The organism is Micromonospora sp. NPDC048887, from assembly GCF_040649715.1.
Classification (GTDB): Bacteria; Actinomycetota; Actinomycetes; order Mycobacteriales; family Micromonosporaceae; genus Micromonospora.
The window spans coordinates 124,591-126,303 of record NZ_JBEZGA010000002.1 but is presented as its reverse complement, the minus strand read 5'-3'; the positions used below and the strand labels follow the sequence as shown (position 1 = coordinate 126,303).

The window sequence follows — 1,713 nt, the reverse complement described above, 5'->3', positions numbered from 1 at the left end:
GCGCCTTCCATGAGGGACCCCGCCATGACGAGGTCGAGCACTGTGTTCTCGTCCAGTTCGCCGGCCGGGGCCTCACGGACCACCCGGCCCTCCCGCATCACCAGCACCCGGTCGGCCAGGCCCAGCACCTCGGGGACCTCGCTGGAGACCAGCAGCACCCCCACACCACGGGCGGCCAGATCGCGGATCACCTGGTACAGCTCGGCGCGGGCGCCCACGTCCACGCCCCGGGTCGGCTCGTCGAGCAGCAGCAGCCGGGTGCCGCCGAGCAGCCACCGCCCGACCACGACCTTCTGCTGGTTGCCGCCGGACAGCGTGCGCACCGGCCGGCGTACGTCCCGGGGCCGCAGCTCCAGCGACGCGGCGACGCGGTCCGCCTCGGCGCGCTCCCGGGCGGCGTCCGTGAAGCCGAGGCGGGCGTACCTGCCGAACGTGGCGAGCGTGACGTTGCGGTAGACCGGCTCGCCCAGCAGCAGCGCCTGGCTCTTGCGCTCCTCCGGCGCCATGCCCATCCCGGCCCGTACCGCCGCGCCCACACTGCCGGGACGCAGCACCCGGCCGTCGACCCGGACCGTCCCGGCGTGCGCCCGGCGCGCGCCGAAGATGGTCTCCAGCAACTCCGAGCGGCCCGAACCGACCAGCCCGGCGATGCCGACGATCTCTCCCGCCCGGACCCGGAGCGAGACGTCGGCGAACTCGCCGGGCCGGGTCAGCCCGTCCACCCGCAACAGCTCCGCGCCGCCCCCGTGGCCGGGCGGGCGCTTCGGGAAGACGTACTCGATGGTCCGCCCGGTCATCCGGGCGACCAGGTCGCGGGTCGGTGTCTCGCGGGCCGGCAGGCTCGCCGCCGTGGTCCGGCCGTCCTTGAGTACGGTGACCCGGTCGCCGATCTCGCGGATCTCCTCCAGCCGGTGCGAGATGTAGACGACCGCGATGCCCTGCGCGGTGAGTTCGCGGATGATCCGGAACAGGTTCGCCACCTCGTCGTGGGCCAGCACGGCGCTCGGCTCGTCCATGATGATCAGCCGGGCCTCGTGGGACAGCGCCCGGGCCATGCTGACGATCTGCTTGCCGGCGCCGGGCAGGTGCCGCACCAGCCGTCCCGGCGGGATCTCCGGGTGGCCGAGGCGGGCCAGGATCTGCCGGGTATGCCGGGCCGTGTGCCCCCGCCGGACGAACCCGAACCGGCGCGGCTCGTGACCGAGGAACGCGTTCTCCGCCACCGACAGGTCGTCGACCAGATCGAGTTCCTGGTAGATGGTGGCGATGCCGGCGCGCATGGCGGCCTGTGGATCGGCGAACGAGGCCGGCTCGCCCCGCCAGAGCACCTCGCCCGAGTCCGGCCGGTGCACCCCGGCCAGCACCTTGATCAGTGTGGACTTACCGGCACCGTTCTGCCCCAGCAGGCAGTGCACCTCGCCCGCCCGCACCTCCAGTCGCACGCCGTCGAGCGCGCGTACCCCCGGGAACGTCTTGACCACGTCGGTGAGGCGCAGCACCACCTCGCCCGCGACGGCGCCCGCGCCCGCCTTCCTCGCGCTCACGCTGCTTCGCCCTTCGTTCGCGACTGCGGGGCTCGCAACACCGGCTCACTCCTCGCGCTCACCGAGCCCGCCCCCGTTCGCGACTGCGGGGCTCGCAACACCGGCTCACTCCTCGCGCTCACCGAGCCCGCCCCCGTTCGCGACTGCGGGGCTCGCAACACCGGCTCAC

Annotated in this window: 1 protein-coding gene; it reads right to left on the bottom strand. The window is 74.0% G+C overall.

What is annotated here, in order from left to right; genetic code table 11:
• Nucleotides 1-1,544 (bottom strand): sugar ABC transporter ATP-binding protein (locus tag AB0C17_RS03725; protein ID WP_357476472.1); only part of this gene is annotated, 1,544 nt, incomplete at its 3' end.
• Nucleotides 1,545-1,713 lie beyond the last annotated feature (169 nt).